General features: G+C 54.9%; 21 protein-coding genes. 6 read left to right on the top strand and 15 right to left on the bottom strand.

Going from position 1 to position 24,356, the window contains the following annotated elements; all coding sequences use genetic code 11:
• Positions 1-9 precede the first annotated feature (9 nt).
• Positions 10-612 (top strand): amino acid synthesis family protein, encoded by a 603-nt coding sequence (locus tag BM174_RS16785; protein ID WP_093925018.1) that lies wholly within the window; start codon positions 10-12, stop codon positions 610-612.
• Positions 613-878: 266 nt separating this feature from the next.
• On the opposite strand, the gene BM174_RS21755 is transcribed toward BM174_RS16785, so the two are convergent.
• The 7 genes from BM174_RS21755 to BM174_RS16760 all read right to left on the bottom strand — a co-directional run bounded on the left by BM174_RS21755 (position 879) and on the right by BM174_RS16760 (position 8,163).
• Entirely contained in the window at positions 879-1,010 is a 132-nt protein-coding gene (locus BM174_RS21755; RefSeq protein WP_281244864.1) for a hypothetical protein, read from the bottom strand.
• The gene (locus tag BM174_RS16780; RefSeq protein WP_245766417.1) at positions 1,003-2,799 is read right to left on the bottom strand and encodes a type IV secretory system conjugative DNA transfer family protein; all 1,797 of its coding nucleotides are present in this window, start codon (positions 2,797-2,799) and stop codon (positions 1,003-1,005) included. Before BM174_RS16780 ends, BM174_RS21755 begins: the two co-directional genes overlap by 8 nt.
• 15 nt (positions 2,800-2,814) lie before the next feature.
• A complete protein-coding gene (locus BM174_RS16775) occupies positions 2,815-4,743 on the bottom strand; it encodes a relaxase/mobilization nuclease domain-containing protein (RefSeq protein WP_093925017.1) in 1,929 nt (642 codons plus the stop codon).
• The gene (locus BM174_RS16770) at positions 4,736-5,458 is read right to left on the bottom strand and encodes a helix-turn-helix domain-containing protein (protein WP_093925016.1); all 723 of its coding nucleotides are present in this window, start codon (positions 5,456-5,458) and stop codon (positions 4,736-4,738) included. The genes BM174_RS16775 and BM174_RS16770 overlap by 8 nt, the downstream gene beginning before the upstream one ends.
• A gap of 513 nt (positions 5,459-5,971) precedes the next feature.
• A complete protein-coding gene (locus tag BM174_RS21130; RefSeq protein WP_245766416.1) occupies positions 5,972-6,148 on the bottom strand; it encodes a hypothetical protein in 177 nt (58 codons plus the stop codon).
• A 548-nt stretch (positions 6,149-6,696) separates the two neighbouring features.
• Positions 6,697-7,317, bottom strand: coding sequence for a DUF6088 family protein (locus tag BM174_RS16765; RefSeq protein WP_245766415.1), 621 nt, complete (start codon positions 7,315-7,317; stop codon positions 6,697-6,699).
• A gap of 507 nt (positions 7,318-7,824) precedes the next feature.
• The gene (locus BM174_RS16760) at positions 7,825-8,163 is read right to left on the bottom strand and encodes a DUF736 family protein (protein ID WP_093925014.1); all 339 of its coding nucleotides are present in this window, start codon (positions 8,161-8,163) and stop codon (positions 7,825-7,827) included.
• 714 nt (positions 8,164-8,877) lie between these two features.
• Here BM174_RS16760 and BM174_RS16755 point away from each other — a divergent pair.
• Complete coding sequence (locus tag BM174_RS16755) at positions 8,878-9,210, top strand: helix-turn-helix transcriptional regulator (RefSeq protein WP_093925013.1); 333 nt, start codon at positions 8,878-8,880, stop codon at positions 9,208-9,210.
• Positions 9,200-10,516 (top strand): type II toxin-antitoxin system HipA family toxin, encoded by a 1,317-nt coding sequence (locus tag BM174_RS16750; RefSeq protein WP_093925012.1) that lies wholly within the window; start codon positions 9,200-9,202, stop codon positions 10,514-10,516. Before BM174_RS16755 ends, BM174_RS16750 begins: the two co-directional genes overlap by 11 nt.
• A gap of 457 nt (positions 10,517-10,973) precedes the next feature.
• Here the strand turns inward: BM174_RS16750 and BM174_RS16745 are convergent, their stop codons facing one another.
• The 3 genes from BM174_RS16745 to BM174_RS16735 are packed head-to-tail and all read right to left on the bottom strand — an operon-like array spanning position 10,974 to position 14,214.
• Positions 10,974-12,188 (bottom strand): NAD(P)/FAD-dependent oxidoreductase, encoded by a 1,215-nt coding sequence (locus BM174_RS16745; RefSeq protein WP_093925011.1) that lies wholly within the window; start codon positions 12,186-12,188, stop codon positions 10,974-10,976.
• 37 nt (positions 12,189-12,225) lie between these two features.
• The gene (locus BM174_RS16740) at positions 12,226-13,098 is read right to left on the bottom strand and encodes an MBL fold metallo-hydrolase (RefSeq protein ID WP_093925010.1); all 873 of its coding nucleotides are present in this window, start codon (positions 13,096-13,098) and stop codon (positions 12,226-12,228) included.
• A gap of 3 nt (positions 13,099-13,101) precedes the next feature.
• Entirely contained in the window at positions 13,102-14,214 is a 1,113-nt protein-coding gene (locus BM174_RS16735; protein WP_093925009.1) for an S-(hydroxymethyl)glutathione dehydrogenase/class III alcohol dehydrogenase, read from the bottom strand.
• Between the two features lie 89 nt (positions 14,215-14,303).
• On the opposite strand from BM174_RS16735, the gene BM174_RS16730 reads away from it, so the two are divergent.
• From BM174_RS16730 to BM174_RS16720, 3 genes are all read left to right on the top strand, one after another.
• Positions 14,304-15,062 (top strand): IclR family transcriptional regulator, encoded by a 759-nt coding sequence (locus tag BM174_RS16730; protein WP_093925008.1) that lies wholly within the window; start codon positions 14,304-14,306, stop codon positions 15,060-15,062.
• 65 nt (positions 15,063-15,127) lie between these two features.
• Entirely contained in the window at positions 15,128-16,534 is a 1,407-nt protein-coding gene (locus BM174_RS16725) for a selenium-binding protein SBP56-related protein (protein WP_093925007.1), read from the top strand.
• A 12-nt stretch (positions 16,535-16,546) separates the two neighbouring features.
• Positions 16,547-17,221 carry a hypothetical protein gene (locus BM174_RS16720; RefSeq protein ID WP_218152937.1) on the top strand — a complete coding sequence of 225 codons (675 nt, stop codon included), beginning with the start codon at positions 16,547-16,549 and terminating at the stop codon, positions 17,219-17,221.
• Positions 17,222-17,822: 601 nt separating this feature from the next.
• Here BM174_RS16720 and BM174_RS16715 read toward each other — a convergent pair.
• From BM174_RS16715 to BM174_RS16695, 5 genes are all read right to left on the bottom strand, one after another.
• Positions 17,823-19,175: a Fic family protein gene (locus tag BM174_RS16715; RefSeq protein WP_143092473.1), complete on the bottom strand. Its 1,353-nt coding sequence runs from the start codon at positions 19,173-19,175 to the stop codon at positions 17,823-17,825.
• A gap of 202 nt (positions 19,176-19,377) precedes the next feature.
• Complete coding sequence (locus BM174_RS16710; RefSeq protein WP_245766414.1) at positions 19,378-20,466, bottom strand: helix-turn-helix domain-containing protein; 1,089 nt, start codon at positions 20,464-20,466, stop codon at positions 19,378-19,380.
• Between the two features lie 135 nt (positions 20,467-20,601).
• Positions 20,602-21,573, bottom strand: coding sequence for a plasmid partitioning protein RepB (gene repB, locus BM174_RS16705; RefSeq protein ID WP_093925003.1), 972 nt, complete (start codon positions 21,571-21,573; stop codon positions 20,602-20,604).
• Positions 21,573-22,757: a plasmid partitioning protein RepA gene (gene repA / locus BM174_RS16700; RefSeq protein WP_093925002.1), complete on the bottom strand. Its 1,185-nt coding sequence runs from the start codon at positions 22,755-22,757 to the stop codon at positions 21,573-21,575. The genes repB and repA overlap by 1 nt, the downstream gene beginning before the upstream one ends.
• Before the next feature lie 501 nt (positions 22,758-23,258).
• The gene (locus BM174_RS16695; protein WP_093925001.1) at positions 23,259-24,173 is read right to left on the bottom strand and encodes a DUF2493 domain-containing protein; all 915 of its coding nucleotides are present in this window, start codon (positions 24,171-24,173) and stop codon (positions 23,259-23,261) included.
• Between the last annotated feature and the right edge of the window lie 183 nt (positions 24,174-24,356).

Raw genomic sequence — 24,356 nt, 5'->3', positions numbered from 1 at the left:
GAGAAAAACATGCTTCCCGAATTACGAAAAGTTGTCACGTTTGACGAAGACATCCACTCCGAAGGTGGCCGTGCCTCAGACCCCGTTCTGCGCATGATCGGGGTCGCTGCAGTTGTGGCGAACCCTTGGGCTGGCCGTGGATTTGTCGAAGACCTTTCCCCCGAAATCAAACGAATGGCTCCCGTCTTGGGCAAACTGTTGTCAGACCGGCTGATCACTCTGGCAGGCTCCGGCGACGCGATTGAGGCTTATGGAAAGGCATGCATCGCAGGCACCAGCTGCGAGGTAGAGCATGCGTCAGCACTGATCCACACATTGCAATTCGGCAATTTCTACCGCGAGGCCGTTGGCGCAAAAAGCTATCTTGGATTTACAAACACACGCGGCCCAGCAAACACGCAGATCCAAATTCCTCTAATGGATAAACATGACACAGGGCGCCGTTCGCATTATTTGACCGTCCAGTTTTCGATCTATGACGCTCCTGCAGTTGATGAACTCGTCGTGGCACTTGGCGCAGCAACACGCGGCCGTCCACATCACCGGATTGGGGATCGGTACTCTGATCTTGAAGCTATGGGGCGAGATGTGGACAATCCCGCAGGAGTTTAGCACCATAAAATGGTCCCGCTGTTCTGATCAGATTGGTTTCATACCACCTTCTGGGTTCTTTCCCTTTCGAAGAAGGCTTCGTCCGCGTTCTCTTGGCGAGAACGGTATGTGGCCCCTCGGAGAGGGCCCAATTTAGAAGATGCGGCACAATGTACCAACTGAAGCGATCGACAAAAAGTGGATTTTAGTGAGGTTCGCAGCATTCAAATGGTATCGGGCTGGCTGCAGCTTGCACGCACGACCAGATATGCCCGCGACAGCTGATTCTACAACCCCAACAACTCCTCGACGACATCCTCACGCATATCCAGCGTTTGCTCCCAAGCCTTCGGCACATCTGCCTCGCGCTCCAGCGCCTCCGGCACAGGCTGCTGTTCCATCTCAACCCCTTCAGCCATGACCCGCATCCCCCGCGCCTCGCGCCGTTCTGCACGATCTCGCGCTGCACGCCGGCGGATGGCCCCCAGTATCATTCGCCCCCTGCGCTCTGTCCTCGTCATTCCCAACACCCCACGGCCCAACGCCTTCCACGCTTGGCGGATAAGGAAACGGCTTATCCTTCTGTTTGGCGTCCATCGCCTTAAAGAGCGGATCATCGTAGTACTTGATGCGCTGCGCTTTGATCGGATGCTGCGGCGACGCAAGAATAATCACCTCGTCCGGATCCATCAGCCGAGCTTCAGTTTCAGAGAGCAACGGCCGCTCCTCAAACCGCGCCGATGTCGACGTCGCACCCAGTAGCCCCTTATTGCGCCCGTACATCCGGGTCACCGCTTCCCGCGTCGTGCTACCAACAGCCGCCGACACCTCCTTCACCGTCCGCTGATCGCGCGGCGTGATGTAAAGCTTCAGCCCTGCCCCGTTTTCCAAACTTTCACGGCCTTCGGGTCCATAGATCCGATCCAGCGAAGCCAGGGACTGCGCGATCATCGCAACCCTGCCCCCGTAACTCGCCAGCGAGTGGATGGCGCGCTCAAGATACGGCATTGCCCCCATTTGCTGGAATTCATCAATCATCATCATGACTGGCCACGGCTCATCCGGTCCTGGCTCTTTGAGACGGATGGACGCAATCAGATCCGCAAACATCAGGCGCAAGAGCGGTGCCAGTGTTGCGATGTGATCCTCTGACACGGCGATGTAGAGCGACTGCGGTTTCTTGCGAAACGTTGCAAAATCGAAATCGCTGCCTTGGGTCGCTGATCGTACCGCCGGATTATCCCACTGCTTCAGACCCGCCGTCATCAGCGCCTGAATATTCGAGGTTAGCAATCGAGAAGATGCGCTGGCCGCGTTGGTCCAAAGTTCGCGCAGAATGGCTTCTTCGGCCTCATCTGCATAGGTTTTGTACTGTGCGTTCTTATATTCACCACCCGCGACGATCTTGTTCACCTCGCCAAGGTTTGCCGTCCCGCGCTGGATCGCTAGCAGACAGGCCGCGACAAAGATCGACTTGCCCGCCTCCGAGAACGTATCCAACGTCTTGTTGTCCTTATCGAGGAACAGATCGGCCAGGATGCTGACTTCCGTAAACCGCTGCGCAAAGGTTGGTGCTTTGGCGATGCGCGACAGTGGATTGTAGCGGTGCGTGGCATTGGACCAGTCAAACGGGCTGAACCGATAAACCTCGTCGCCATTGAGCGCACGCAAGCGGGAGGTTTTCTCAAAGTTCTCACCTTTGACATCAAGGACAACCACAGACCCCGCGAAGGCCATCAAGTTCGGGATGACGAAACCCACACCCTTACCAGCCCGCGTTGGCGCCACCATCATCACATGCGGGATGGCTGCCGAAGAAATAAACTCGCCCTTTGACTTTGGCAGCCCAAGCTTGCCACAGACAAATCCCTCCCCCGGCTTATGCAGCATGTCGTTCTTCATCAGCTCGGGTTTGGTCTGCCAATGGGCCGAACCATAGTCATCCCGTTCCTTCTTCCAGGTCCAAGCAAGTGCGAGACCACCTAGGCCAATAGAGCCAAAGCCAACCGCACCGTAGGCCACTTTGAACGCTTCGGGGTGTGCCGCGCGCAATCCCGCGCTGGCGTTCCAAACCGCCAGCATGTCAAAATTGCCAAACCCCGTGCGCAACGCCAATGCCAAATAGAAGCTGGCGACAATGGTCCCGAGGATCGCGCCGCAGATTGCGCCAAAAGGCAGGGCGGCCCAAAGAGGAAATGCTTTGTTCATCTGTTCATCCTCGCTCTAGAATTCCATCTCATCGTCGAGACCACGATCGCGCCCGAGATCTTTGCCCAAAGCTTGCGCCTCTTGCTGCCCTTTTAGCTGCGCCACCTCCGTGGCCTTGTCCTGCTGCAGACTGGATGCGCGATCGGTGAAGACTTGGTCACCGGTTTCTTCAAAGGTCATTTCCAAGAATTCTTGTGTGACGGTGATCTGATCGATCTTGTTGGGCAGCACGGCATCAAGGACTTCGTAATTGCCGCGCCGCAGCTCGGACAAACCTTCCTCGCCAAGTTCTTTGAACAGCTCAGCCTGCAAGGTGCGCTCGACCGTCTCTTCCTGGACTTCCGACAACTGGCCATCGCGCAGCATATCCGCCAGATCCTGTAGATAGGTATTTGGCGCGCGATCATCCTCATCGATCAAAGGCAGATCCGCCGCTTCTTCCTCTGCAAGGCTGAGTCCAATTGCGACACCCAATTCTTTGGCCCGCTCGGTCAGGGCTTCCATAACCCCGTCCACACGCTCCAAGGCCCCATCAAGCTGTTCATCATTCGCGCTATCAACCGTCAGCCCGTCTTTGCTGAGGACAGCATTCATGTCACGTTCAACCCAGTCCTGCGCCATGCCGTAATTCTTTGTGCCGCCTGCGGTGATCCGCGCCACCAGCTCATTGCTGTCCATGCCCACGCCGTCCGCCTGCGCGAGAACATCTTTCAGGGCGTCATCATTGCCTGATTGCAGCGCTGCGATCAGCACCTCGTTTCCGGCACCGGGCGGATAGGGTTCTTCGAGCTGCTTGCCAAACCGCGCCCGCAGCTCTGGATCGGGCACCATCTGTGACAGATCCGCAATGACGGGTGCCGCCTTGGCCTCGAATGCCGCGCGCTCGGTCACGTCAAGCTCCTCGGCTTTCAGCCGCAACGCCTCAATTGTGCGCTCAGAATAGTCGATGGCATCACCGACGGTTTTGATGTCTTTCATATCGATCTCTCCTTCGGTGAATTTCCAAGGTGTGCCTGTGCCAAGGTTGGCAGCCATGCCACGCACGGCGCGGGCCAGATGGCGCTGGTCCATGCGGTCCAGCAGGTCGGCAAACTCTGTGTAGTCTTTGGCAAAGCCCACGACCTGAGCCTGCGCGACCGCAGACTCCTCAGCCGTCATGATGATCTCGCGCGGCAGGCGCGCTTCTTCTTTGGCGCGGTAGATTTCAGCGAGGCCTGCGGGTTTCTCAAAGATACCCCGCTCAAGCCGTGTGGTAGCATCGAGCATGACGCCGTAGCCCTCCGCGATCTCAGCCTGCTTTTCGCGCATCAGCTGTGGCGACATCACGCCTTCGGCCCAGCAAGAAAACCATGTGCCTTGATCGAGCCCGCGATTGTTCAGAATGATGTGGGCATGTTTGTGCGCGCGATCGTCATGCACGGCGAGAACGTAATCCCACTGATCGCCGTATTCGCCGCTCTCGAAGAAATGCTCTGTCCAGTCCATCGCGATGTCACGGACCTGATCGACGGTCACATCGGTCGGAAACGACAACAACATGTGCGAGGTGAACCCAAGCTTGGTCGATCCGCGCCAGGTCTCAGACCAAGCCTCGATGATATCGGACTTCTGATCTTCGGACAGCACCGCGTCGTCTGTCAGCGCATTGGTCATGGTCGAATAGGTGTAGACGGCTTTGTCATTGATATAGGCAAGCTGATTACCAAGTGCGCTTTGCGTCTTGCAGCCCCCTGCCCTGATCCGCTTGAACACGGCCGCACGGCTCTGACCACTGGCAGCCTTTGCGACGTTGCGCGCCGACATCGATCCAACACGCGCGAAGCTGCGCCCTTGCCGCCGACCGGCGATGCGCGCATCAATCCGCGCCGCCGCTTTGCCTCGGATACGCTCATCCTCCCAGAGCTTGCCCATGACGGAACTGTAGAGGGCAAGCGGATCAGCCATTGGAGGTGTTCCAATCGATAACCGCTCTGCCCGCTTGCAGCGCAGCCCCTCCATGCGGAGCCGAGGCCGCCGGTGCCCGAGCTGCGTCGTGGTCGCCCTTCCCCGCCACCGATCGCAGCCCAGATGCCACGCGCGCAAGCTCTGCTGGGTGAGCCAGCAAGGCTACATCCCCTTCTTCCTTTAACGGCCAATCCTGCTTGCGCCGGACCTGCGCCGCGTCTTTCATTTGGCCAAGCTCACGGCGCATGCACTGCGCCAGATCAAGCAGTGAGACGAGCAAAGCACGATCCTCAGATGACACAGACACCTTGCCGCGATGCACCGCTTTTGCGAGCACCAACCCAGCATCACTGACATCCTTGGCTTGCCGCCAACTGGCACAGAATTCAGCGACCAAATCACGCGGTACATCAAGGAAGCCACACCGCCCACGCAGCACTGCATTGAGGGCTTGGGAACGGTTGGCAAAACCACGTGTCTGCCATTCTGCATCAAAGGCTTCGAGCTCGGATGCTGAGGCGCGGAAACTGACCCGCTCAGAGGGATCACGCACAGCCAGACCTTCGCCCTGCTCTTCCTTGGCAAGCCGCGTCACATGCCTGCGAGAGACGCCGTAAGCCTCGGACAACACCTTTGGGGTTTCACCTGCATGGTATCGCCGCGCCAGTTCAATGCGCTGCTCCAGCTTGAGGCGTTTTGGTCTTCCTGTCTTCATTACAAGCGTACCTCGTTACATCCAAAATCAAATATCCGACGGCGCGTGCGAGGCAGCGTTTGCTTGCAAGCGCGCCTCAAAGTGGTGGCGGATTCACTGTTGCGTGGCACGCTCTCAGACCCCTCGGACAAATGTCGCAGACAAGTGGCATATCCTGCCAACGTCCTTCTCTTCTCCTTCCTTTGTATATCAATAATATATATTGCGCAATTTATCTTTTTGCATGGGATTGAATTCTATGCACTTCACGCCGCCTGCCAAAACCCACAGAGAGCATCAGACCCATTCTGGCAGAGCTTGTTCGCCGCCCGCGTAAAGCGAGCGCGAGCCATCACCTACAAAGCAACACGCAAGGATTTGCGCCGCGCAAGGCGCATCAAGTGATCAACATGACAACAGCAAGAAAGCTGACGCCCGACCGCGTCGGTGTCAGCTTCTGCAACTGCCTGTCAGGGCCCTCCGAGAGGAGGTCACCCTCCCCTGCGGATCACTCAATCCGCAGGGGTATCTGGCTCAATGAGCCAGATCCTGAGAGCGCAAATCCGCGCAGCGATCTTGTGCGATCAGAGCCTCGGTTGCGAGGCTGTCGATGACTTCGGGATGGTCACCCTCTTCAAAGGCTGAGAGGTAGGTTTCAAATGCCATGTCAGCTTGCAGTTCTGCGAGGTCGAGGGATTGTTCGTATGTCATGTTGTGATCCTTTCCATTGATCGTCGTTGGACGGATCGTGAAAAAGACCGGCGGCATCAGAGCGGGCTGCACCCAATTTGGGGCGCAATGAAATGGAGCACGTAAAGGGCGATGTTTGTTGGGCGCGATGCACCGCAGCGCGCAAGGCGCTAGCCGTCCAGAAACCTTGCCCAAGCGTTGCGGGCCGCTCGCCTCCGGGCTAGCGATCTGATGGGCCAACAGGTCGATGGGAAGGGGCACAATGCGGTGATAAATCGAACGTCGTCCACCAGTTTACCTGCATGCGACAGAGGACAGTATCACGCGCTCAATTGCGAATTCGCTGCAAGCTACACGTCAGCCAATCCGCTACAAGAAACCGAACAGCAGCTTCAAAGCCACAAGATCAGGCTCGGTTCAATTGGTCCTCGAGAGCCTCAATCGACGCCAAGATTGCATCAAAGGGTGGAGCTTCACCGACGATCATCGTGTCGGTGTTTTGCCGTAGCCACCCACACGCTCAGCCAAGTGTGCAACTGATACGAGCGAAGCGTTCAAACCTTCCATGCTCAAGCCTGATCAACCTCGGCCGCATCAGACAATGGCCCACGCACAATATCCTGCATCCAGATTGGCATGGCTGACAAGCCGCCCTTCAGATCATCCAACAGTGCCAGACCCGTTTCTTTATCTGCAAGCTTGCGGCGTACTGCGCTCTGAGCAGCCGCCTTTTCTGCGTCGCTCGACATGACGTCATGAAGCCAGTGCAACGCTTGCACCAGATACATGCCCGGTCGACCTGACCAATACAGCCGACTTGGTGCCGCTTGTTTGAAGACGATCTTTTGATTACCCAGAGTGACTGGCTTTAACCGCGCATCTACGAGCACCTCGATTTTGGCAGGTACAGCGTTCGTGAGGCCAAGCATATTCGCAGCTGTCATACCATCGATCAACCAGCGAACTTGATCGCGACGCGCGATCGCGTCGATGACGGCGCGGTAATCTGGTACGGTAGGTTTGCCTGTCAGCACATTCTGGGACGGCTTGTCGTAAAGCCCGCGCTGAATGCGGCGCAGCTGGCCGGACGTGACCATACGTTGCAGCGCTTTGTCGACGGCAGCACGACTGCCAATGTCAACAAAATCAGCCGGGGTCCACACTTGTCGCGGCGAATCTTCGATGCGCATGCAAAGGCGGTTTGGCAGAGTTTTCGATTGTGCGGGTCCTATCATGTCCGAAATATACCACAAAATTCAGACATAGGCGAGTTCGAACGAACAGGCCGCGCTCAACTACGATTGCCGGTCGAAAGCGGTAAATCTGATCAGCTACGTCTGCTCCACAATGCCACAGCTGGTGCAATTGGCTGACATCGCGGCTTACCTAGCATCCTGTTATCTGAATCAAAGCAAGCCGCTCCGAAGTTGGCTTATAGGTGCGGCTTGCAACCTTACCCTTTAGGGTTTGGGTCACCGCAACGCTCGCACTGCACACAGAATTACGGGTCGCTGACAGTCGCCTGTCTGATCACTTTTTAGCGTGCTTGGAGACAATAATCAAACATCACTTCAGCCATTCAGCTACTGCGTACCAAACAGAAATGCACTGGCATATTGGCCATTTCTTCCACACTGGCAGTGCTCACTGTGGTGAGGATAACGTAACCAGACCGCCGAAGCGGTCTGGCTTGTTTGTTAAGCCGCCTCTTTTGGGCCCCAAGGGATGATGGCCTGCAGGGACATGTCATCCTGGCTTGCGGCTTTGCCAAGGTTGGCGTTGAAGGCGTGATCGCGGACCGTCAGGGTGAAGTAATCAGAGCCGGTATCTTTGTTCTGCTTCTTCCAGATGCCACCGCATTCGACCAATTTGCCGCGAGGGGAGCGGCCAAGAACGCGGTGCGTCGGTGCCATAGGGTTGCTGCTGGCGATGGGTTCGACTGTGATGTCGAGGTCGAAATTCAGGGTTGAAATGGACCCTACGCCTTTTGCTGTTTCGATGTCTTCGCTTGTGAATTTGATGCAGTTCGTGGTCATTGCTTTTCTCCTTGTTTGCGTTGCAATGATGGTCACTTTGCAGCTGGCTAAGACCCTTACACACCGAAGGCGAAGCGCAGCGGAGAGGGGCAGGCGCCGCTCTTTTTGTTTCGCGAGGAATGGCCCACCTCTTTTCTTTGGTGGGACAGGGGAAAAAGATCGGGGACAACCTTTGTGGATGGGGCGACAGCTGCGACCAGCATTATCGAGCAACTCAACACATCAGGAGAAAGCCCATGGCCACGTCGCTGAATGTGAACGGTCGCCAAAGAAACTTCCAGAAGGCAGCTGCGATTTCAATCTGAATGACAAAAGTCGCCGCCAAAACAAGCCATCATTGCTAGTCCTGATCATGGCACAGCACGCTCCCCCTGCCCTCCCGTCATATTACATCCTGGCGAGATCGGGGTATCTTGGTGCAATACAAAGACCTGCTTTCGTTCATTCATGATATTTGCGCGCTGTCAAAACACTGACCGACTTTTGATCTGCGCCGCCTCCAGTTTGGCTTTAGGTCAAAATTTCCGCGGCCCGAAAAAGGGACCTTTGAGTCAGAGGTTTCATGGCTCGCTCGTCCATTTATCTGTACATAAAGCTCCACTGCGTTCAGATTACTGGACCAAAACTTGACTCAGCACCACATGAATTGTATTCGTTCATTATATTGGACATAAGACCCCTCATGTCCATCTAGCTGAACAATGGCGGTGTCACATGAAGCGCAAGAGAAGCTACTCACGGGTAACCAAGCAGGCTTTATCAGTCTTCGGCAAGCTGATCCGCGTCGGCCGCACGACACGCGGCATGACAGCACAAGACCTTGCAGATCGCGCAAACATTAGCCGCACGACATTGCACAACATCGAGAAAGGGGCTCCCGGCCCTGAAATCGGCACGGTCTTCGAGGTCGCAGCGCTTGTTGGCGTAAGGTTGTTTGATGCTGATGACAGCACGCTGACGGTCCAGAACGCCCGTCTTGATGAGAAGCTAACACTCCTGCCAAAGAGCGTCCGTGTGTCCAAGCAGGAGATCGACGATGACTTCTAAACTTGCTCAGGCCTCAGAAGCATTTGTTTGGATATGGTTGCCCGGAAACGCAGAGCCTGTTGTCGCGGGCCGTCTCACACAAGACGCGGACCGGTTCATCTTCAATTACGGTGCTAGCTACCTCGACCGCACCGATGCAATGCCGATCTACGCGCCCGAACTGCCCCTGCGTCGCGGCATTATCGAGCCCGAGGCCGGACTTTCAATGGCCAGCTGCATTCGCGACGGCTCACCAGACGCTTGGGGCCGGCGTGTCATCATCAATCGTCTGGTGGGCGCAAAGGCCAGCGCGCCAGAGGTTGGCAACATCAGCGAAATTTCCTACCTGCTTGCCTCCGGTTCTGACCGCATTGGTGCCCTCGATTTCCAAGCCTCTGCGACAGACTATGTTCCCCGCCACAAATCCGAAGCGACATACGAGGAACTTATCGAGGCCGCCAGCCTCATTGAGAAAGGCGTTCCACTCACACCTGGCCTTGATCAAGCTCTTAACCACGGCACGTCAATCGGTGGCGCACGTCCGAAAGCGCTCATCGACCGCGGTGATTGCAAGATGATCGCCAAATTCTCGGCGAGTGGAGACCTTTATAGCGTCGTAAAGGCCGAGTTCATCGCGATGAGACTGGCAGCCGCTTGCGGCCTGGACGCAGCCCCTGTCTCGATGATTAACGCGGGCGGTAAAGACGTGCTGTTGATCGAACGCTTTGACCGCACCCGCTCAGGCGGGGATTGGCATCGCAAAGCGATGGTATCTGCGCTGACAATTTTGGGGCTGGATGAAATGATGGCGCGCTACGCTTCTTACGAAGATCTGGCCGAAATTATTCGCCACCGGTTCACCAAGCCCAAAGAGACGCTCCGGGAACTCTTTGGCCGGATCTGTTTTAACGTGCTTTGCGGCAATACGGATGACCATGCTCGTAACCACGCGGCCTTTTGGGATGGCAAGATGCTCACGCTCTCCCCAGCCTATGACATTTGTCCGCAGGGCCGCACGGGAAATGAAGCGACGCAGGCGATGCTGATCAAGGGCGACAACCGGATGAGCACTTTGGCCAGCAGCATTGCCGCAGCCCCTGACTTCTTGCTCACGGACGAAGAGGCCGTCGACATCATCACACAGCAGATTATTACAATCGCCGGCGAATGGGACGCTGTCTGTGACTTGGCGAACCTAAGCGCGACCGACAAAGCTCTGTTTGGGGGGCGGCAATTTCTGAATCCGTACAGCATCGAAGGTTTGAGTTCGGATCATGGTGCACTGACCAATCAATTTGAGGGCGCGCGAGGGCAGTTGTTAGCTTAGTCAGGGGCCATTTCGATAGGTATTTGGCATTTACAGCAAGCGAAACCAGCCGTTCGTATATTCCGCAGCGAATGCTACAGAAGAGCCGATAGTGTTGAAAAACTCCGTTTTTGGCTCCAATTGGTGAAATTGCTTGCCGTACAGGCCGACCAGCTTTTGGTGGCGAGGGGTTCGGACAAGTTGGCCTTTCACCACTCATTTGTCAGCTCTCGCCGCCTCTGGAACGATCTCATCTGACTTCTTGGCTTGACGGGCTTTTGCCCGAAAATTACGGAAGCTGAATTTCCGAGTTTTTCAACACAATCCGCCCATTGCGGAAGCGACAATATTTTGCTGCGAGCGAGCGCAGCACGGCTTATGCTGACTTCGTGCTGTTTTTCATGTCGCATTGCGGCATTAGAAGCGGTCATAGCGCTTTCCAGACTAACTCGAGCATAAAGACCCTAACAGGACCAATCTAAGACGTCGTTTTTGCCAACCACTCTTTGCCTTTCAACATGGCATTCCAATAGACCCAAGGTAGCACCGATTTCTTCAGGAACCATGCGGCGCGCCTTGGCTTTGTGCTGTCCCACGGAAAACTCGGCATGAGTTTTCCACCATAACCGAACTCTGCCAGAATGATCTTACCGTGTTCGACCGTAAGCGGGCACGATCCGTATCCATCATAGGCTTGCGGCATCGCGGCGTTCTTCATCTGTGCGATCAGGTTGGCAGCCACGATGGGTGCTTGTTTGCGCGCGGCCGCGGCGGTTTTGGCATTCGGGGTAGAGGTCACGTCACCAAGGCCAAAGACATTCAGGGCGACTGTGCTTTGCAGCGTTGCCTGATCAACGGCCATCCAGCCGCCGGCGTTGGCCAAAGGACTGTTCTTGATAAAGTCCGGCGCGCATTGGGGCGGACAGACATGTAGCATATCAAATTTGCGCTCTACCAACTGCGGATCTTCGCCTTCTTTGGTCACCATGAAGGTTGCTGTCTGATTGGGGCCGTCGACCTTTACCAGATTGTACCCAAAGTCGAGATTGATGCCGTAGCGGTCTACGTATTCCATCAACGGAGGCACATAATCCGCGCAACCAAACAGGACCGGCCCCGCATTGCAGAATGACACATTGATGTCTTTGATTTTACCCGCCTTTGTCCAGTTGGAGCACGACAAATACATGGCTTTTTGCGGCGCGCCTGCGCATTTGATGGGCATAGGTGGTTGGGTGAAAATCGCTTCTTTCCCACGCATTTCCTGAACCAGATCCCATGTGTAAGGCGCAAGATCATACCGGTAGTTCGAGGTCACGCCGTTCTTACCAAGTGCCGCTTCCAATCCCTCAATCGCGGCCCAATCAAGCTTGAGCCCCGCCGCAACCACAAGATACTCATAGGTGAGCGTCTCGCCATCCTCGAGTGTGACAGTGTTCGCATCTGGCTGAAACGACGCAACCGCCCCTGTGATGTGGGTCACGTAGGACGGCATGACACTTGCTGTGGATCGTGCGGTTTCTTCTTTTTTGAAGATGCCTGCACCAACCATGGTCCAACCGGGCTGATAGTAATGGGTCGGTGAGGGTTCGATGATTGCGATGTTCAGCGACGCGTCCCGTTTGTGTAGGCTGGCTGCCGTTGCAATCCCGGCAGCCCCGCCGCCTACGATGAGAATTTGATGATTTGCCATGATGATATGGGCCTCCCAACCCTTGCTCTGACGAGCCTTAAAGTTTGTTGATTGGCACCTTCAGGTAAACGTCCCCATCCGTATCAGGCGCGGGCATTTTTCCGGCATTCATGTTCACCTGAATGGACGGAATGATAAGTTTCGGCATTGCCAATTGCGTATCCCGCTTGGTGCGAAAATCAACAAACTCTTCTTCGGATTTACCACCGCCGACATGAACATTTGTTGCCTTTTGTTCCGCGACAGTCGTTTGCCAACAGAACGTATCGCGCGTTTTGGTTTTGTAATCGTGGCACAAAAACAAGCGCGTCTCGTCGGGCAGTGCTAAAATGCGTTGGATCGAAGCATAAAGATCGGTTGCAGACCCGCCCGGGAAATCCGCACGCGCGGTACCAAAATCGGGCATGAATAATGTGTCACCGATAAATGCAGCATCGCCGATGACGTAGGTTACGCAGGCAGGCGTATGCCCCGGCGTATGCATCACCGTGACATCAAGATTACCGATGGCAAAGACATCTCCGTGCGCGAACAATCGGTCGAACTGGCTGCCGTCCATCTCGAACTCGGTGCCCGCGTTGAAGATTTTACCAAAGACCTTTTGCACTGCCGCTATATTGGCTCCAATCGCAATTTTGCCCCCAAGTTTTTCGGCCAGATAAGGGGCTGCTGACAGATGGTCCGCGTGCACGTGGGTCTCTAATATCCAAGCGACCTGCCAGCCATTTCGCGTGATCTCATCGATCAGCATATCGGCGTGGGTCGTATGGGTGCGGCCTGCCGCGGCGTCGAAATCCAGAATGGAATCGATAATCGCCACGGCGTTTGAGGCTGGATCCTTAACAATATGACAGGCCGCATTCGTGGCCTCGTCAAAGAACGTGCAAACCTCGGGGACGGTCTGACGCATATTCTAGAACTCCACAACGGCGCGGATCGATTTGCCTTCGTGCATCAAGTCGAACCCGTGATTGATGTCCTCAAGCTTCAATTTATGGGTGATCATTGGGTCAATCTCGATCTTGCCGTCCATGTACCAATCCACAATTTTGGGCACGTCTGTGCGACCGCGCGCGCCGCCAAAGGCCGTGCCGCGCCAGCTTCGCCCTGTGACCAGTTGGAACGGTCGCGTGCTGATTTCTGCGCCAGCGGGGGCAACGCCGATGATGATGCTTTCGCCCCAGCCCTTGTGCGCACATTCCAGTGCCGTGCGCATGACGCTCACGTTGCCGGTGGCATCAAACGTGTAGTCCGCACCGCCGCCTGTGAGTTCGACCAGATGCGCAACCAGATCACCGTCAACTTTGGACGGGTTCACGAAATCGGTCATGCCGAACCGCGTTGCCATCTCGACCTTGCCTTCGTTCAGATCAACGCCGACGATCTGGTCGGCACCCGCAAGACGTAAACCCTGGATCACATTTAACCCGATACCACCAAGTCCAAAAACCACGCCAGTTGATCCGATTTCGACCTTGGCGGTGTTGATCACCGCCCCAATGCCTGTCGTCACACCGCAACCGATATAGCAAATCTTATCGAACGGCGCGTCCTTGCGCACTTTCGCGAGGGCTATCTCAGGAACAACAGTGTGGTTAGCAAAAGTGGAACAACCCATGTAATGGTGAATTGGTGTCCCATCGAGCATCGAAAACCGTGTGGAGCCATCGGGCAAAAGCCCGGCACCTTGGGTGCTGCGGATTTTCTGGCACAGGTTGGTTTTCGGGTTCAGGCAATATTCGCATTCGCGACATTCCGGCGTGTAAAGCGGGATGACGTGATCGCCAACTTCCAGCGAAGTCACGCCTTCGCCGATTTCGATGACAATGCCAGCGCCTTCATGGCCCAGAATAGCGGGGAAGATACCCTCGGGGTCGTCACCGGAGCGGGTGAATTCATCCGTATGGCACAGGCCAGTCGCTTTAATCTCGACCAGCACCTCGCCTTTGCGCGGCCCATCAAGGTTCACTTCCATGATTTCAAGTGGTTTTCCTGCTGCAACAGCAACGGCGGCACGGGTGCGCATGGGCGTCTCCTAAAAATTTACTTGATCTTTCATCTGATTCACTCTCATTCTGTGAGAAGTTGTCTCACAATACAAGAGCGCACATTTAAATGCATCTCGAACGTCTCATCAGTCTGCTCGAAATTATTGCTGTGATCGGCCGCCCTGTTTCTGCGACTGAAGTGCAGGCCGCAAGCGGGTTGCCAAAGCCGACGTGTTACCGATTGGTGCAAACGTTGCACGAGCAAGGTCTGATCGAAGACCCCAATGAAGACGGGCGCTATGTGATCGGTGAGAGGTTGATCCGCATCGCGCTTTTGGGCAAATCTGATGTTGATGTGCGCCGTGTGGCGGCCCCTTTGCTAAAGGGTGCGGCGGCGACGTTTAACGAAACCGTGTTTCTGGCGCGGTTTCGCGACAGCAAGGTCGAAATTATCCACGTCGAAACCCCAGAAGACCCAGCCCGTGCCTTTATTCATCCGGGCATCGGAGAACGTCCACTACACGCCTGCTCATGCTCCAAGGCAATTGCGGCTTTTGCAGAAACAGAATTCCAAGACACGATCATGCAAGGCAGCCTTCAGGCCTACACCGATCACACCAAAACCACGCGCGACGATCTGCTAGCTGAATTTGACGTGATCCGCAGTCAGGGTTTCGCCGATTGCGATCAGGAAATTGACGTCGGCATCTCAAGTGTCGCGGCCCCTATTACCATAGGAAACATCGGGGCCACGTTTAGCGTTGGTGCCGTCGGGCCGGTCCGTCGATTTGGCACAGAGTATAGACAGAATATTGGCCGTGAGCTGATCTTGCTTGCTACTAAGATCAGTGGTGCCATCCAACTTTGCAACGTTGGCGAGGTTTGAGGAGACCGCACCTGCGCTTGTTTCGAACCCCATGGAGGTGGGGATAACCCTAGGGAGGAAGACCAATGAACAAACCGATGAAACCGGATCCAACGTTTCACGCATCAGCCAAGCTCGCGATGGAAGCTCCACCGGAGAACTTCGCCTTTACGGTGATGCTGGGCAAAGACGCGGACCAGCATGACGGGATTGCGGTGATCGATCTGCGAAAAGGTTCAGAAACCTATGGTGAGATTGTTCACACCGTCATGACCGAAACGACAGGCGACGAATTTCATCACTTTGGCTGGAACGCATGTTCATCGTCGCTGTCGCCCCTGTCAGGTCACGCGTTCCTTGAACGCCGCTATCTGATCGTTCCGGGCATCCGGTCTTCGCGCATCTTTATTTTTGACGTAAAAGACCCGCTAAAGGCGCATATCCACAAAATTATCGAGCCCGAAGAGGTATTCGCTAAAACCGGCTATTCGCGCCCCCATACGATCCACTGCGGACCCGAGGGCATCTATGTGTCGACCCTTGGTGGTGGCGGAAAGGACGGGACAGACGGCCCTCCTGGCATTTTCATCATGGATTGCGAGACGTTCGAGATTATCGGCCGCTACGAGATGGACCGCGGTGCACAAGACAAGCACTATGATTTCTGGTGGAACCTGCCGCAGGACTATATGGTCAGCTCCGAATGGGGTCTCCCGCCGCAATATGAGAACGGCGTCGTCGCCGAAGATTTGCTATCCAACAAATACGGCCACTCGATCCACTTCTGGGACCTGCGCGCGCGCAAGAACATCCAAACGATGGACTTTGGTGAAAACTATCAGATGGCATTGGAAATTCGACCGGCCCATGATCCGTCCAAATCCTACGGGTTCTGTGGCGTGGTGGTGGACACAACCAATCTGCAAGGTGCGATCTTTACCTGGTGGCGGGATGACAACGGTGTGTGGCAGTCCAAAAAGACGATCACGATCGACCCGCGCCCGGAAGACCCTGAAAACCTGCCTGATTTGCTAAAAGGTTTTGGCGCAGTGCCGCCACTGGTCACAGACATCGATCTCAGCCTCGATGACAAATACCTCTATGTGGCCTGCTGGGGTTTGGGCGAGATGCATCAATACGATGTGTCCGACCCGATGAACCCTTTTCTGAACGGCAAAGTGCAATTGGGCGGCATCGCCACCGAGCACAAGCATCCCAACGGCAAGGATTTCATCTATGGCCCGCAAATGGTCGAGATCAGCCGTGACGGCAAGCGCGTCTACTGGACGAACTCGCTATACAGCACATGGGACAACCAGTTCTATCCACATCAAGAAGGCGGCCAGATGGTCATGGCGAATGTTGGCGAGGATGGCAGTTTTGCGCTTGATCCCGACTTCTACATCGATTTTCCCAAGAACACCCGCGCCCACCAGATACGTCTGGAAGGTGGGGACTGTTCAACTGACAGCTTCTGCTATCCGTCAGTATAATTGATGGAAGACATGACATTGACGGCCCTTTGGTGGGCCGTCATTTTTTCAGGCGTATACCACGGCGTTAATCCGGGAATGGGATGGCCTCTGGCTGTCTCAGCCGCACTGTTTGAACGTAAGAAGTCTGCGATTGCCAAAGCCCTGGCGATGCTTGCCACTGGGCATTTTTTGGCAATGATCGTCATCCTGCTGCCGTTCTCGATGATGTTTTTTCTGATCGACAACGAACGCGAAATCCGCATCGGCGCAGGCGTGCTGGTAATCGCGATGGGGCTCTATCTTTTTATAAACCGCCGTCATCCGAAAATCCTTGCCCGAGTGCATCCGGCCAAGCTGGGTCTGTGGTCGTTTCTGGCCGCCACTGCGCATGGCGCGGGACTGATGTTGGTCCCTATTTATCTTGGCATTTGCGGACTGTTAGTACCTGGTGAAAGCATATCGGGGACTGGTCACGCCGCGGCACAAGCGCTGATGACCAACAATGTGATGACAGCCTTTCTAGTGGCCGCAACCCATACCTTTGCTATGACCTTTGCGGGCGCAGCGATTGCGATCTTTGTCTATGCTTGGTTCGGTTTGAAATTCATTTCGAAAAGCTGGTTTAATCTTGATCTGGTTTGGGCACTGAGCCTCATCATCGTTGGTGCGTTTGGCATATATTCTGCCTTTTCAGGTCATCAATGATGCGCAATGACCGCTTTAGCGAAGTCCATTGCATTGCTGAAAAATTGCACTGCTGCGTCAGCGATAGCCGCGACTGCACAAGTCCGGTTTGTCCGCCTCTTTCCCTTTCGTTGCGACTGCCCCGAACGGCCAGTGTACGGTTACAGTAAGCAACCTTCAAATTTTGCTTCAATCGACATTGGGTCGGCTAAAGTGGTAGGCAACCGCATGATTAAGTTCCGTGACATTGCTGATGACGATCCAGTACTCGATCATTCACGCATGTATTTCAGCCGCTTAGCTGGATTGGATTTCTAGAGGAAACACCTGACGGCAATAGGGTGTCAGATCGCACCTATTGGAAGACCCCGCTTTGGCAGGCCTGTCTGCGACTTGAAACCGACGAAATGGAGCACGTGCCATATCGCCATTGAAATCAATACTAGCTTGGTTGGTCACCAAATTCGAAGACCCCCTACCCGCTAACTATTGGTCTGCCCTGGCCCATATCAGAGACCTGATTTCTGTAACAGATTGCATCTGTGAGGCACCACCATTTGCTCATTAGATATTCGATCCGCTAAGCCTGGCATAAAAACTACGCTCTAGTTCGACACCCGCGTTAGCCGAACTCAACACCGATCAGGTCGTCAGGCGCCAGGCGGTATCTAATGACGTTGCCCTCGTGCAGGCCGCTTAACTGATGCCCAACATAGTCAATGACAGCGGCCCTGTCCGCTTCAGGGATGCCGCCTTGTTCCGCCATCTCCAAAACCTCATCAGGGCGAAAGGCCTTGAACTCCAGAACGCATCGCCGCACCGCCGCACGCACAAAATCACGATAAGCCAGTGCAGCCTTTTCAGGTTGCTCTACCTCGGCCCGCAAGATCCGATATTTCTCGGCCGAAGCTAAATAGGACTCGACATAGACGTCGCGCAGGAGAGCTATGTTGTTCAGCTCGTAAACGCCGATCAGCCCATCAATGTAATCGCCGTCATTCATTGTGGTGAAAGACATTGGCGCAAGGTCAGACTTCAGAAGGGGGATATTGGAAGCCACGCGAGAGGTCCGCTTGTTCACATCGGCGAATGCCTGCAAATAAGGAATGTGAACCAAGAGGAAAAAAGACTGCTCAAACGGATCTGTTATCTGCCCAACTTTCGCGGCCACGATATCGAATTCTTCTGCAATCGTCACAACATCATCAAGTGGTCGGTAGTTTGAATGGGATATGCCAACTGCCATAGTCCTAAGGCGGCCAGACATAGCAGGATCGGCCAGCAGACCGTCAGACAAGAGCGCGTGAATGGCGAACAAGTCCGTACGGCCAAGCCCAATTTTATCTAGATTGTCGACAACGTACTGGATGGCTTCTTTGTGGTTCAGGATCATCAAAGCTTCTTTGCGATCCTTGCCCGCAACTTCTTCACCAAAGCGGATCAACCGCTCTGTCTGCAAGATGTCATAGGTGTTCCCCTCCATACGGGAAGAGGCCCAGCTGAGATCGACAAGGAGTTGCTCAAGAATGCGTCGCGCATAGGTCCCGGCGGGCATATCCCTGCCCCGTGGCTGACCCGCCTCCAGAAGCCGCTTTCTGTCGGCCTCCGACAAATACCAAGTTTTCCCCGGCACATAGGCATCAAGGAATTCCTTGCGGTAAAAGACGGGCGGGCGCTGATTGTAGGGAGTGGCCAAATGCACGCGCACCACTGCAGATCCTGCGATGGTATAGCGGGTCGCGCGACCCTTCCCGAAAACTTCCAAACGCCCGCTCTCGACAAGGCGCTTCAGAGCCCGCCAAATGGTTGTTTCTCCGGCATTCGGAGTCGTGCCTTTTCGGATTGCCTCACGGCCTGCGCTTGGGTGCGCAGCAATGAAATCGAGGATAGCTTGGTCTGTGAGGGCCATGAAACGAAAGCCTGCGAAAATGAAACGATTATCGTCAGCAATATATAGGTATTGCGTCGCTATCAAGTTTACGTTTTACCATATATGAAACGATTAAGGTGATTGGATGCAGTTGAGTGGTGCAATCTGCCGCGTGAAACGATTAAGCCATTGAGAACGAACATCTATTACTGAAGAAAGTTGAATCGGTTCAGCAAGTATGAAACGCAAGTTGAACAAATTGCGAAGCAAATAGTACAAATACCAGAACGAAATCATGCAATCGGTGCTATTTTGACCTCGGTTTCTTTAGCAATGTACGCCAATCAAGGCTCTTGTTGGATAGGTCCTGGCATAATTTGAAGGCGTAACCACGGTGATTGTTGATCGTCTCGGTGCGCTCCAATAGATACCCTAGGATCATGAAACTGAGAGCCGGACCAAGGTCCTTAATCGAGAACCAGGTGTTCCCAAGGTTGAGATGGCCCGCAAGTTCATCCATTAAGCGACGGCAGTCTTCTTGGTTCTTAGCAAACCTGAGTTCTGTGCAAAGCCTTGGGTAGGCGCGTTCCATCTGATTTTGACCTACTTCAATCTGAAAAGAAGTTTCTTCTTTAACATACTGAGTCTTGGAAGTCTCTTTATGCCCCTCAATTTCGGGGGCAGCGCCCCTCAAATCATCTGGTTCTGCACAGGTTATCTTCGAGATTTCCACAGTGATTTCATCCAGAAGATCGCTCAAAGCTTGCTTGTCTGGCTGGCGTCTCAAAAGGTTGCGTGCCTTTGATAGGAGGCTCTCGTCCCAATTGGCGGGCATGAGATGTGCTTTGAGGTTGCTTAGGGCTGCCGAGCACATGTCTCTGAGACGTCCCAGTTCGTTTTGATGATCCTGGTGGCCTTGGGCCATGCGCATGAACTCAGGGTAACGCTCTGCGAGTGGCAAGAGTGACAGGCCTGTTGCAAGAACAATGCTGCCGTGGCGGTCTCGGCGCGCCCAGCGTTTGCCATTGCCGCTCGATCGCCGCGTCAGCAGGCCCAAGGACACCAGTTTCGCAATGTGGCGCTCAACGGTTTGGATGCTAACATGAGCGCGTTTTGCGAGGGAGGCATTTGATGCAAAGCAAATATGCCCGTCGTCGCGCGTGGCATCGACTTGATCTACACGTAGGAAAGAGATCATTGCTCTGAGAAGAGAGATGGACGTGCCTTTCAAGCCAAGGGGTTCCCGGATGTCTTCGATTGTTTTGAGGAGTTGCCATTTGTTTTGGGCAATACCTCCCTGCCCCGTCGCTTTGCGCGACGAGCGTGCCCCAGCAGGAGCCATTCCTTGAATTGTTCTCATAATTTGCCTGTAGGCAAAGATTTCCCGTTCGCCCAAGAGCGTTTTTTGTTGCTTAGCGAATCGGTGGCTGCTACGTTTCAGGTGTCTAATCTGAGAAGCGTAGAAATGCGTTACAGCCCTCGAAGCTTCGGTTTCGGGGGTTTCTCTTTGCTTACGTCCTCCTTTGTTGCTCTAGCCTCTGGTGTCATCCGCAGGGTTTACAGCTGTAAACTCCTGGTAGGATTTCTTGATGATGTCCTCGAGCTCACGGTCGAGCCACTCAGCGAAAGCTGCGTTCTCTCCTGCCCGTTTGATAGACATCGCAATTGTTGCGCGTCCCGATTTGATGGTGACGCCTGGGACCGGTGTTGCCTCCCTGCCCTCGCTTGGACGCGCGCCGCGCCGCGTAATCTCCCTCATAAGCTGCTCAAGGCGGTCATCTGACGACAGCTCGGCATTCAACTTTGACAGGATTGCGAAGGATGATGATGCATTGACCTTCTTGGATGCGAAGGCTTCGGCCAGGGCAGTCCACTTTGGCCGACCCGACTTTGGAGCGGCTCCAATTTGATCACCAACGTCGTCAGGAATATTGTCGGTGACCTTGGTCAGGTGCGAAAGCCCTGACGCGGAAAGACTGAGAACCTGTCGGACGGTTTTGGTGTTGTGGCCTGCTACTTGAATGACAGCGGCGAACCGCGCCTTCTCATAAAACGACAAGTTACGGCGCGCGGCATTCTCGAGGCCCTTGGCGAGAAGCGCTGTGGCGTCATCTAGATCTTGTACGTTGGCGCGCACCTTCCGGCCAAGCTCTCGGCAGGCCCGCAATCTTCTGCGGCCGTAGATGATTTCAAACCGGCCCTCGGGCCCTGCCCTTCGCACCAAGATTGGAACTTGCTGGCCGCCGTCCTTGATGCTGGATTTGAGGGTTTCAAAGCCGTCGCCGTCATCTTCAGAGTTTACAGCTGTAAACCCATCTAGGCGGTCTTTTGGGCCCCAGTCATCAATGAGTGATGGATCCAGTTCGCGAATGGCAGACAGCGACCCTTGCAGCGCCCCTAAGGCGGGTGCTGTGGTTTTTGTGGTCCGATCTTTGGGCTGCGGGCTGGAATTTGCAATTGTCTTGGCAATGCCGCTTAAATCCTGAAGTGATTTACGTGCCATCAGCTACGCCCCCATGCTTGGTGAATCATTGCTTCAACTTCGCTGCCAACAGCATCCATCGATTGTTTGGCGCGGTCATAGGTCGCCCGTGTCATCTCAGAGCGGACAACTTCGTAGATTGATTGTTTGAGCATCGTGGCATCGCTGATCGCGGTGCTCTTGAGCGCCGTGGCCGCCATGACGCGATCCATAAAGAGCGCGCGCATGAACGAGGTCAATTGTTGAGATGGCACGTCTGTTGGCTCGTCGCGTGTGATGAGAAACTTGAAGTGATCATATTGGAGCTCAGCACCTGCATCCTCGATGACGCCCATGTAGGCACCGGCAAGCTCGAGAAATTGCGCAGTAGATGACACATCGAGCATTGAAGGTGTGAGGGGGACGATCAGGGACGTCGCTGCGGCCATGCCGGAGATCGTCAGAAAGCCCAGCTGTGGAGGGCTGTCCATCAAGACAATGTCGTACTGATCCTCAACCTGGGCCAATGCATTGCGAATGCGCAGGAAGAAGGGCTGGTCAGGATTCGAGTTTACCGCTGATTCAGTCTCGAATTCAGACAGGAGAAGGCGGGACGGGGCCAGTGACAGCCCCGGAAAATATGTGGGCATGATCACGTCAGAAAACGGCACTGGATCATCGTAGCGGATGGCGTCATAAACGGTCATGCCATCAAACTCGATCTCTGGATTGATGCCGCACATAGACGTCAGAGACCCTTGCGGGTCCAGGTCAACGACAAGCACCTTATAGCCATGAAGTGCCAGATAATGGGCCAGGTGAATGGTCGATGTACTTTTGCTGCTGCCGCCTTTGAAATTCATTAACTGCCAGACTTGCAGTCGCTCACCTTCCATGCGGCCAGGGACGTATCTGCCCTTTGTTCGAGACACTTTTTCAAGGATTTGGCGGGCTTCCCACAGCTCATGGGCGCTGTAGTAGCGGCGGCCTGCGCGGATGTCTTTTGGCTCCGGGATCGTGCCTTCGCCGTGGACCTTACGCATGAACTGGCCGGACACGCCGAGCAATTCGGCGGCTTCTGGAGCCGAGAAGGGGCGCAGTGATTTTGTGTTGTCGGGCGCGAATGCGGAGAGTAGATGTTCGCGGATGGCGCGGTTTAGCCGCTCGGAAATATCCGTTGCTAACTCTGATGGTCGGTCTGTTATACTCGGTGTCGCGGGAATCATCTGGTTGCCCCAATTTGCTCAATGTGGCCTTTTTCGCGCCACTTGGGGATAAAAGGTGTGATTCACCTCTCTAAGTCAACGATTTTCTCACATTTAGTGTCTATTGCAGCGCAACACGCAAGATAAGACACTACGGACTATCGATCATAACGGTAGAAGTTTACAGCTGTAAACTCATCAGAGAGCGTCATTCGCTTGATTGGCGATTGGGTTTGTTTGCCGATATGGGTCGGGCAAAAGACCAATGTCACAAATTTTCAGACAACTGAACGGCAGCTTGCGATAGAGATTCCGCGCGAATAGCGCCATGCCTTGAATGTTGGGGGCTGTTCCCTGCGGTTTCAGCTCAACTTTGCGAGATTGGATTCTGCGTCCTTGGGTGGTCTTAGGGCAAGGCCAGCAGGTTGCGCCATAGATTAACGAATGTGACCTGCCAACGCGACTAAAGAAGTTTGCGGCTGCCAGCGAAGCAAGACACCTACGCCGTCACGCCACGCAACGCTACACCCCAATCCTCTTCACTCGGATTCCCAGCTTGTGCGCTTTATCAACGATATTCTCGGTGATCCCCGACCCTGGCGTTGCGATCAAACCCTGAGGCAGAATTTCCAACATCTTGTCGTTGCGCTTGAATGGTGCCGCTTTGCCGTGGCTTTTCCAATCGGGCTTGAAGACCACTTGCGTCACGCCACGTGCATCTGCCCATCGCGCTGCGATCATCTCGGCTCCTTTGGGCGTCCCTCCGTGCAGCAGAACCATATCAGGGTATTTTTGATGCGTGGCATCAAGGACAGACCAGATGAGATCGTAGGCTTGATAGTCCCCACCTGAGAAGGCGATACGGGTGCCTTCAGGGCAATGCACTTCGATCTCTTTGCGCCGCTTGGCCGAAAGAAAGGCCCGACTGTCCACCACGGCTGATGTCAGACCTCTGTGCGAAACCTTCGATCCGGTGCGGGGCATCCAAGGCGACCCGGTCGCTGCGGAAAAGTGTTCACAAGCCAGATCTCGCATCTGCTCGAAGGCGTCGCGGTGGTCCCAGAGCTTCAACCCAATCATTTGCAGGCGCTCCAGCTCGACCGAGGCAACCTCTGAGCCGTCTTGAATGGTCAAGCTTTCGCGAACCTCGCATTCATTGTCATCAAGGCGTCTTTGCAGATGGGTCAGGCGGCGATGAAAAAGGGAGGTGAGGGACCAGAGCATTTCTTCGAGATTGTCTTCCAACTGGCTGTCGTCGAGCAGGCTGACGGTGGTGTCAAAGAGCGTCGCCATGGCGAGTTCGACCTGATCTGGCTGGGGCAGGGGGCGATGATCGGTTTCATCTGGTCCGGGCTTTGCGCCATGTAGGGCGAGGTGGTCGAGGATTGCGGACGTGAGGCCGCTGTCTTCGGGGTTTGTTTTGTCTTGAAGGGGCATGGTCTTGTTCCTCTGTTTGATCTGACCCGATTTGGATGGGGCGATAACAGGGCCGACGGCGACCGGACCGCATCCTTTGGGATCGCAGCGCAGCGAAGAATGCGGCCACGGCAGAAAATTGACCCGCGAGGAATGCCCCGCCTTTTTTCTTGGCGGGGCAGGGGAATTTTAAGTTGGGGGCGC

This window comes from Sulfitobacter brevis (genome assembly GCF_900112755.1).
GTDB classification, from domain to species: Bacteria; Pseudomonadota; Alphaproteobacteria; order Rhodobacterales; family Rhodobacteraceae; genus Sulfitobacter; species Sulfitobacter brevis.
Note: the sequence above shows the minus strand (reverse complement) of the source record. Positions and strands in the feature narration are given on the sequence as shown.

Bases quoted from the DNA above. Each gene is read 5' to 3' on its own strand.
- BM174_RS16785 (WP_093925018.1), top strand. From the start codon at position 10: ATGCTTCCCGAATTACGAAAAGTTGTCACGTTTGACGAAGACATCCAC.
- BM174_RS21755 (WP_281244864.1), bottom strand. From the start codon at position 1,010: ATGGCTGAAGGGGTTGAGATGGAACAGCAGCCTGTGCCGGAGGCGCTG.
- BM174_RS16780 (WP_245766417.1), bottom strand. From the start codon at position 2,799: ATGAACAAAGCATTTCCTCTTTGGGCCGCCCTGCCTTTTGGCGCAATC.
- BM174_RS16775 (WP_093925017.1), bottom strand. From the start codon at position 4,743: ATGGCTGATCCGCTTGCCCTCTACAGTTCCGTCATGGGCAAGCTCTGG.
- BM174_RS16770 (WP_093925016.1), bottom strand. From the start codon at position 5,458: ATGAAGACAGGAAGACCAAAACGCCTCAAGCTGGAGCAGCGCATTGAA.
- BM174_RS21130 (WP_245766416.1), bottom strand. From the start codon at position 6,148: ATGACATACGAACAATCCCTCGACCTCGCAGAACTGCAAGCTGACATG.
- BM174_RS16765 (WP_245766415.1), bottom strand. From the start codon at position 7,317: ATGCGCATCGAAGATTCGCCGCGACAAGTGTGGACCCCGGCTGATTTT.
- BM174_RS16760 (WP_093925014.1), bottom strand. From the start codon at position 8,163: ATGACCACGAACTGCATCAAATTCACAAGCGAAGACATCGAAACAGCA.
- BM174_RS16755 (WP_093925013.1), top strand. From the start codon at position 8,878: ATGAAGCGCAAGAGAAGCTACTCACGGGTAACCAAGCAGGCTTTATCA.
- BM174_RS16750 (WP_093925012.1), top strand. From the start codon at position 9,200: ATGACTTCTAAACTTGCTCAGGCCTCAGAAGCATTTGTTTGGATATGG.
- BM174_RS16745 (WP_093925011.1), bottom strand. From the start codon at position 12,188: ATGGCAAATCATCAAATTCTCATCGTAGGCGGCGGGGCTGCCGGGATT.
- BM174_RS16740 (WP_093925010.1), bottom strand. From the start codon at position 13,098: ATGCGTCAGACCGTCCCCGAGGTTTGCACGTTCTTTGACGAGGCCACG.
- BM174_RS16735 (WP_093925009.1), bottom strand. From the start codon at position 14,214: ATGCGCACCCGTGCCGCCGTTGCTGTTGCAGCAGGAAAACCACTTGAA.
- BM174_RS16730 (WP_093925008.1), top strand. From the start codon at position 14,304: ATGCATCTCGAACGTCTCATCAGTCTGCTCGAAATTATTGCTGTGATC.
- BM174_RS16725 (WP_093925007.1), top strand. From the start codon at position 15,128: ATGAACAAACCGATGAAACCGGATCCAACGTTTCACGCATCAGCCAAG.
- BM174_RS16720 (WP_218152937.1), top strand. From the start codon at position 16,547: ATGACATTGACGGCCCTTTGGTGGGCCGTCATTTTTTCAGGCGTATAC.
- repB (WP_093925003.1), bottom strand. From the start codon at position 21,573: ATGGCACGTAAATCACTTCAGGATTTAAGCGGCATTGCCAAGACAATT.
- repA (WP_093925002.1), bottom strand. From the start codon at position 22,757: ATGATTCCCGCGACACCGAGTATAACAGACCGACCATCAGAGTTAGCA.
- BM174_RS16695 (WP_093925001.1), bottom strand. From the start codon at position 24,173: ATGCCCCTTCAAGACAAAACAAACCCCGAAGACAGCGGCCTCACGTCC.